The sequence below is a fragment of the Streptomyces sp. NPDC060194 genome (genome assembly GCF_042728285.1).
Taxonomy (GTDB): Bacteria; Actinomycetota; Actinomycetes; order Streptomycetales; family Streptomycetaceae; genus Streptomyces.
In genome coordinates, this window is sequence record NZ_JBHWZH010000208.1 from 1 (window position 1) to 7604 (window position 7604).

Genomic DNA, 7604 nt, shown 5'->3' on the forward strand with positions numbered 1-7604 from the left:
CCTGCGGCGCCGGCCTGCGGGACACGGCCGGCTCCGGTCGCCCGGGCCGCCGCCCGGTCCAAACGGCCCGGTCGCCGACTCCGTGACCCGCGGCTACGCGCCCGGGTCGCCGTCGTGCCAGGCGCCGAACCGCTCGAGGAGGTGCTGGAGCGGGTCGAAGAGGCCGGGGGTGGCGGCGAGGGCGAGTTCGCCGGACGGCGGCTCGCCGGGGCGGCCGCCGGTGAGGGCGCCGGCCTCGCGGGCGATCAGGTCGCCCGCGGCGAGGTCCCAGGGGTTCAGCCCGCGCTCGTAGTACGCGTCGAGCCGGCCGCCCGCCACGTCGCAGAGGTCGATCGCGGCGGAGCCGCACCGGCGGATGTCGCGGATCCGCGGGATCAGCAGCCGGGCGACCTCGGCCTGCTGGGTCCTGCGGTCGGTCAGGTACCCGAAGCCGGTCGCCACGAGCGACTCGGCGAACGGCGGCGCGGGCCGGCAGGCGAGCCGCCGCTCCCCCATCCAGGCCCCCTGCCCGACCACCGCGTGGTACGTCTCGCCGCGCATCGGGGCGGCGACGACCCCGACGACCACCTGCCCGTCGATCTCGGCGGCGATGGACACCGACCAGTCGGGGCGGCCGTAGAGGTAGTTCACCGTGCCGTCGATCGGGTCGATGACCCAGCGCACCCCGCTGGTGCCGGGGCTGCTCGCGCCCTCCTCGCCGAGGAAGCCGTCGGTGGGCCGGAACTCCGAGAGGTACCCGGTGATCAGCTTCTCGGCCGCGATGTCCATCTCGGTGACGACGTCGATGGGACTGGACTTGGTCGCGGCCACGCCCAGATCGGCGGGCCGCCCGTCCTTCAGGAGGGCGCCGGCCCGGCGGGCGGCCTCCAGGCCGAGTTCGAGCAGGTGGGCGTGCAGGTCTTCGTCGGTCACGGTGCTCCTCGTCCGTGGGAGGTTCAGGCGTACGGGCTGTCGGCGCCCGCGGCCGCCGGGCGGGGGGCGCGGGCCGGGCAGCAGCCGACCGGGCAGAGGTCGTGGCTCGGCGCCAGCGCGCCGAGCGCGCACCGGGCGGGAGCCTCGCCGCGCTCGCCCGCCGCGCGCTCCACCAGGAGGTCGCGGACGGCCGCGGCGAACCGCGGGTCCGCGCCGACGGTCGCCGAACGGGCCACGGGCAGCCCCAGCTCCGCCGCCTTGGCCAGCGCCTCGGTGTCGAGGTCGTAGAGGACCTCCATGTGGTCGGAGACGAAGCCGATCGGGACCATGACCACCGCCGGCGCGCCGGCCGCATGCCGCTCCTCCAGGTGGTCGCAGATGTCGGGCTCCAGCCAGGGGATGTGCGGGGCGCCGCTGCGGGACTGGTAGACGAGCTCCCAGGGGTGCTCGACGCCGGTCTCCTCGGCCACCGCCTCGGCGATCAGCCGGGCCACCTCCAGGTGCTGCGCCACGTACGCGCCGCCCTCGCCGTGCGCCTCGACCGGTCCGGAGGTGTCGGCGGAGGCGGTCGGGATCGAGTGCGTCGTGAACGCCAGGTGGGCCCCCGCGCGCACGCCCTCGTCCAGCGCGTCGAGTGCGTTCAGCACCCCCTCGACCATCGGGCGGACGAAGCCGGGGTGGTTGAAGTAGTGGCGCAGCTTGTCGACCCGCGGCAGCTCCAGGCCCTCCGCGGCCAGCGTCCGAAGCGCGTCGGCGAGGTTCTCGCGGTACTGCCGGCAGCCGCTGTACGAGGCGTAGGCGCTGGTCGCGAGGACGGCGATGCGCCGGTGCCCGTCGCGGACCATGTCCCGCAGGGTGTCGGTGAGGTACGGGGCCCAGTTGCGGTTGCCCCAGTACAGCGGCAGCTCCAGGCCGTGCTCGGCGAAGTCCTTGCGCAGCGCGTCGAGCAGCTCGCGGTTCTGCTCGTTGATCGGGCTGACCCCGCCGAACAGGAAGTAGTGCTGCCCGACCTCCTTGAGCCGCTCGGTGGGGATGCCCCGTCCGCGCGTGACGTTCTCCAGGAACGGCACGACGTCGTCCGGGCCCTCCGGGCCGCCGAAGGAGAGGAGCAACAGGGCGTCGTACGGGCGGGGATCAGGCTGTTCGGGCATGTACTCGATCCTGCCACCCGGCTCCCGCGGGCCGGAGACGGGTCCATGGCGTGTCGGGCCGGTCGGCGGGCGGATGCACCGTTTTCGGGCGGAGATCCGCGGGGGCCGCCCGCCGGGGCGGAGCGCGTAAGCTGTATCCGCCGCCTTCGTTCCTTACGGGAGACCCGTTGCCCAGCCCTTACCGCGCGATCTTCGACGCGCCAGGAACTCTCCGGTTCTCCGCGGCGGGACTGCTCGGCCGGATGCCGCTGGCGATGATGGGCATCGGCATCGTCACGATGATCTCCCAGCTCACCGGCCGCTACGGGCTGGCCGGCGCGCTGACCGCGACGGTCGCGCTCTCCGCCGCCGCGATCGGCCCGCAGATCTCGCGCCTCGTCGACCGGCACGGCCAGCGCCGCGTGCTGCGCCCGGCCACCCTGGTCTCGCTGAGCGCGGTCGCCGGGCTGCTGGTGTGCGCGCAGCAGGGGACGCCGGACTGGACGCTGTTCCTCTTCGCCGCGCTGATCGGCTGCGTGCCGAGCGTCGGGTCCATGGTGCGGGCCCGCTGGGCGGTGCTCTACCAGGACGACGCGCGCCGGCTGCACACGGCGTACTCGCTCGAGTCGGTCGTCGACGAGGTCTGCTTCATCTTCGGGCCGATCATCTCCATCGGCCTGTCCACCGCCTGGTTCCCGGAGGCGGGGCCGCTGCTCGCGGCCGGCTTCCTGGCCGTGGGCGTCTTCTGGCTGACCTCGCAGCGGGCCACCGAGCCCGTGCCGCACCCGCGCGAGCAGCACGGCGGCGGCTCGGTGCTCCGCTCGCCCGGACTGCAGGTGCTGGTCGCCGCGTTCGTCGCGACCGGCACGATCTTCGGCACGGTCGACGTGGTGACGGTCGCGTTCGCCGAGGAGCGGGGCCACAAGTCGCTGGCCGCCGTGGTGCTCTCGGTATACGCCCTCGGCTCCTGCCTCGCCGGCGCCGCCTTCGGCCTGCTGCACCTCACCGGTCCGCCCGCCCGCCGGTGGCTGCTCGGGCTGTGCGGCATGGCCGTGAGTATGATCCCCCTCCTACTGGTCGGGAACCTGTGGTTGCTGGCCGTGGCGCTGTTCTTCGCGGGTCTGTGCATCGCGCCCACCATGGTGACGACGATGGCCCTGGTCGAGCAGAACGTACCGCGCGCGAAGCTCACCGAGGGCATGACCTGGGTGAGCACCGGGCTCGCGGTCGGCATCGCGCTCGGCTCCTCCGTGGCCGGCTGGGTGATCGACGCGGCGGGGGCGGCAACGGGGTACGGGGTTGCGGCCGCCGCCGGAGCCGTCGCGGCCGCCGTCGGGTTCCTGGGCTACCGCCGGTTGCAGCGGCCGGCGCGGAGCGTGGAGGGGACCACCGATGGGCAAGGCAGCGAGCAGCACGTGGCGTAACTGGGCGGGCAACGTCTCCGCCCGTCCGGCCCGGCAGGTCACACCGGCCTCCGCGGCCGAGGCGGCCGAGGCCGTACGCCGCGCGGCCGAGGACGGGCTGCGGGTCAAGGCGATCGGCACCGGGCACTCCTTCACCGCGGTCGCGGCCACCGACGGGCTGCTGGTCCGGCCCGACCTGCTGACCGGCATCCGGGCGATCGACCGTACGGCGATGACCGTGACGGTGGAGGCCGGCACGCCGCTCAAGCGCCTGAACCTGGCCCTCGCCCGGGAGGGCCTGTCGCTGGCGAACATGGGCGACATCATGGAGCAGACGGTCGCCGGGGCGACCAGCACGGGCACGCACGGCACGGGCCGCGAGTCCGCGTCGCTCGCCGCGCAGATCGTCGGCCTGGAGCTGGTGACGGCGGACGGCTCGCTGCTGACGTGCTCGGCCGAGGAGAACGCGGATGTCTTCGCCGCGGCCCGGCTCGGTCTCGGCGCGCTCGGTCTGGTCACCGCGCTGACCTTCGCCGTGGAGCCGCTCTTCCTGCTGACCGCGCGGGAGGAGCCGATGAGCTTCGAGCGGGTCACCTCGGAGTTCGACGCGCTGCACGCGGAGAACGAGCACTTCGAGTTCTACTGGTTCCCGCACACGGGGAACTGCAACACCAAGCGCAACAACCGCAGCGCGGGACCCGAGGCGCCGGTCGGGCGCCTCAAGGGCCTCTTCGAGGACGAGTTCCTCTCCAACGGCGTCTTCCTGGCCGCATGTGCGGCGGGCCGTGCGGTCCCCGCCGTCGTCCCGCCGCTCGCCCGGGTATCCAGCCGGGCGCTGTCCGCGCGGACCTACACCGACATCCCCTACAAGGTGTTCACCAGCCCGCGCCGGGTCCGCTTCGTGGAGATGGAGTACGCGCTGCCGCGCGAGGCGCTGGTGGCGGCGCTGCGGGAGCTGCGGGCGACGGTCGACCGGTCGTCGCTGCGGGTCGGCTTCCCGGTCGAGGTGCGGACCGCGCCCGCCGACGACATCCCGCTGTCGACGGCGTCGGGCCGGGAGAGTGCGTACATCGCCGTCCACATGTACCGCGGCACCCCCTACCGGGAGTACTTCACCGCGGCCGAGCGCATCTTCACCGCGCACGGCGGCCGGCCGCACTGGGGCAAGGTGCACACCCGCGACGCGGCCTACCTCGCCGAGGCGTACCCCCGCTTCACCGAGTTCACCACCCTCCGCGACCGCCTCGACCCCACCCGCCTCTTCACCAACGACCACCTCCGCCGCATCCTCGGCGACTGACGGCGGCGGGCTGAGCAGGGGTAGCCCCCGGCTAGGGGCGGGGAGGCGCGCCGTCCGCCCCCGGCTGTGGGCAATCGTGCCGCAGGGCGGCACGGGTGGGCACAGCCCCACGTGCCCAGCGCAAGCGACCGCACCCCGCACCACCGTCGGCCCCTGCCCCGCAGGGGCGTTCGCGGCGAAGCCGCGGGTACAGGGCTCCGCCCGGCGGGCTCAAGCGCCGGCCGGGCTGGATGTGGCCGTTCAGCCCGCGTCCGGCGACGGGCCCGCATCGTTCTGCGCCCCGTCGCCGCTCGGCTCACCGCCCCCGTCCGACGGCTCCGGACTCGGCGCGGCCCCCTCGTCGCTCGGCGACGTGGACGGGCTCGGCGTGGGCTTCGCACCGTCGTCGTCCGGCGTGGACGGCTCGGCGGACGGCTGCCGGTCGCCCGGGGCGTCGGGACCCGCGGAGGAACCGGGCTCGGTGCCGCCCTCGTCCGCCGAGCCGTCCGAGGACGAGGACGGCGACGGGGACGCGGACCGCGAGGACGACGCGGCCGGGTCCTCGGGCGTGACCGGCGCCGGATCGCGCCCGCCCTCGTGCCCCCCGCGGAAGCTGTTGCCGACCGTCGTCCCCTTCCCGCCGCTGAGATCCCGCCCCGAGACCAGCTCGAACGCGGTGATGCCGAGCATCGCCACCGCGAACACCAGGACCGCCCCGAGCACGGACCGCCGCCACCCCCGCACCCGCGTCCCGTGCGTGGTCGCCTCGGTGAACTCCTCCGTGAGCCCGTCGTCCGGCACGAATCCGGAATACGGACGGCCCCCGTCCGGACGGGGCGGCCGGACGGCGCCGAGGACGCGCGTCGCGTCGTCGGGCAGCGGTCCGACGGACAGCGCCCGGGTCGCGTCCGGGTCCGCCCCCTCGGGCACGCGCTGGATCGCCTGGGTCCGCAGGTCCTCGGGCCACGGCGCGGCGACGGTCGGCGGCACGGCGTAGACGTCCGCGTCGCCCGGGACCCGCCGGACCGGCACCTGACGGGCCGGCATCTGACGCCCCTTCGGCTTCACCTGGACGGTGACGTCCCTGATCTGCTCGCCGGTCCGCTTGAAGAGGAACTGGAAGACCGTGCCACCGCAGGTGGCCACCACGCTGACGACGCCCGCGCCGATCACCGTGCCGTACACCCCGAGCGTCGAGGCGAGCACCGCCGCGGCGACCGCGGCCAGCGCACTGCCGGCGACCTGCGGCACGCTCAGGTCGAGCTGCCTGCGTGCCGGTTGCTCCTCCGCGCCCCCTCCCGCCCCGTCCTTCTCGGCCGTTTCCGTCCCGCTCCCGTACCTCTGCCGCATCTCCAGCCTCTGCCGCCGCTCGGTGACCTTCTTTCCCACCATGCACCAGAAAGCGACAAATGTGCGAAGCGGGTGGTTCCGCTTGCGGACGATCTGTGACGCGCGCCACTTTCGGGCGAACGCGCAGGGTGGCAACTCCCGTACACCGCGAGAACTTCGGCGGCGCGCCGGTCCACCCCGGTGGCCCGAATGGAGTACTGTGTCGAGCCCTGGAGCCCGCCCGAGCTGGTCACACCCGTGTCCGAAACCGGTCACCGTGCCACAGCGACGGCCCAGGCACACTGCCCGACACGCCGGGCAACTCGGCAAGGTTGTGGCAGGCTGCACCCGGGCAGGTCACACTCGACTAGCGGAAGAGCAGCGGCGCACGTGACGTCGGCAGGCACCACCCGGGAGGTCCCCATGCCCGAACTGCGTGTCGTGGCCGTCAGCAATGACGGGACACGGCTGGTGCTCAAGGCTGCCGACTCGACGGAGTACACCCTTCCGATCGACGAGCGGCTGCGCGCCGCCGTCCGCGGCGACCGCCCCCGGCTCGGACAGATCGAGATCGAGGTCGAGAGCCACCTCCGCCCCCGCGACATCCAGGCGCGTATACGGGCCGGCGCCTCCGCCGAGGAGGTCGCCTCGATGGCCGGCATCCCGGTCGACCGCGTCCGCCGCTTCGAGGGCCCCGTGCTCGCGGAGCGCGCCTTCATGGCCGAGCGGGCCCGCAAGACGCCGGTCCGCCGCCCCGGGGAGAACGCGGGACCGCAGCTGGGCGAGGCCGTGCAGGACCGGCTGATGATGCGCGGCGTCGAGAAGGACACCGTGCAGTGGGACTCCTGGCGCCGCGACGACGGCACCTGGGAGGTCCTCCTCGTCTACCGCGTCGCCGGCGAGCCGCACGCCGCGAGCTGGACGTACGACCCGCCGCGCCGCCTCGTGGCCGCGATCGACGACGAGGCGCGCGCGCTGATCGGCGAGGCCGACGACACCACCGTCGCCCCGGAGCCGAGCTTCCCGTTCGTGCCCCGGATCGCGCGGCTGCCGCGCGACCGGCCGCTGGACGGGCCGATCGACCGGGAGCGGCGCCCCGACCGGCTCGCCCCGCCGGCGCCGGAGCCTGCCGTGTCCGCCTCGTCGTCCGACGACGCGGTCGCGGCGGACGGCAGGGACTCCCTGACCAGCCTCCTGGAGGCGGTGCCCAGCTTCCGCGGCGACCTCGTCGTGCCCGAGCGGCCTCCGCTGCCCGCGGCGGAGACCCCCGTACCGCAGGTCCACGAGCTGGACGACGACGAGGAGGCCGAGGAGCCGCCGGCGGCGTCCGCCGGAGCCGGCTCGGCCTACGCCGACGTGCTGATGCCGCGGGCCGTGGCGGGACACCGCGACCGGCTCACCGGCACCACCGACCGGCAGGCGGAGGCGGACGGCGTCCGGCCCGGCCGCCGGGCGGCCGTGCCGAGCTGGGACGAGATCGTCTTCGGCACCCGGCGCAAGAAGAAGGAATAGCTGAAGCATGCGGAGGAGGGGCCCGCGGACGCGATCCTG

The 7604-nt window shown here is 74.7% G+C and carries 6 protein-coding genes; 3 read left to right on the top strand and 3 right to left on the bottom strand.

The annotated features are described in order from the left end of the window. Positions 1-93 precede the first annotated feature (93 nt). Complete coding sequence (locus ACFWEG_RS27330; protein ID WP_387220320.1) at positions 94-912, bottom strand: inositol monophosphatase family protein; 819 nt, start codon at positions 910-912, stop codon at positions 94-96. A 23-nt stretch (positions 913-935) separates the two neighbouring features. Beyond that, positions 936-2063, bottom strand: a complete 1128-nt coding sequence (locus tag ACFWEG_RS27335) for a ferrochelatase (protein ID WP_387220322.1) — start codon at positions 2061-2063, stop codon at positions 936-938. Between the two features lie 167 nt (positions 2064-2230). On the opposite strand from ACFWEG_RS27335, the gene ACFWEG_RS27340 reads away from it, so the two are divergent. Together ACFWEG_RS27340 and ACFWEG_RS27345 are read left to right on the top strand one after the other, a co-directional pair. Next, the gene (locus ACFWEG_RS27340; protein ID WP_387220325.1) at positions 2231-3466 is read left to right on the top strand and encodes an MFS transporter; all 1236 of its coding nucleotides are present in this window, start codon (positions 2231-2233) and stop codon (positions 3464-3466) included. Beyond that, positions 3435-4745: a D-arabinono-1,4-lactone oxidase gene (locus ACFWEG_RS27345; protein WP_387220328.1), complete on the top strand. Its 1311-nt coding sequence runs from the start codon at positions 3435-3437 to the stop codon at positions 4743-4745. The genes ACFWEG_RS27340 and ACFWEG_RS27345 overlap by 32 nt, the downstream gene beginning before the upstream one ends. Positions 4746-4985: 240 nt before the next feature. On the opposite strand, the gene ACFWEG_RS27350 is transcribed toward ACFWEG_RS27345, so the two are convergent. Then, positions 4986-6116: a hypothetical protein gene (locus tag ACFWEG_RS27350; protein ID WP_387220330.1), complete on the bottom strand. Its 1131-nt coding sequence runs from the start codon at positions 6114-6116 to the stop codon at positions 4986-4988. A 327-nt stretch (positions 6117-6443) separates the two neighbouring features. Between ACFWEG_RS27350 and sepH the strand changes: the two genes are divergently transcribed. Next, positions 6444-7565 carry a septation protein SepH gene (gene sepH / locus ACFWEG_RS27355; protein WP_387220332.1) on the top strand — a complete coding sequence of 374 codons (1122 nt, stop codon included), beginning with the start codon at positions 6444-6446 and terminating at the stop codon, positions 7563-7565. The last annotated feature ends 39 nt before the right edge of the window (positions 7566-7604 follow it).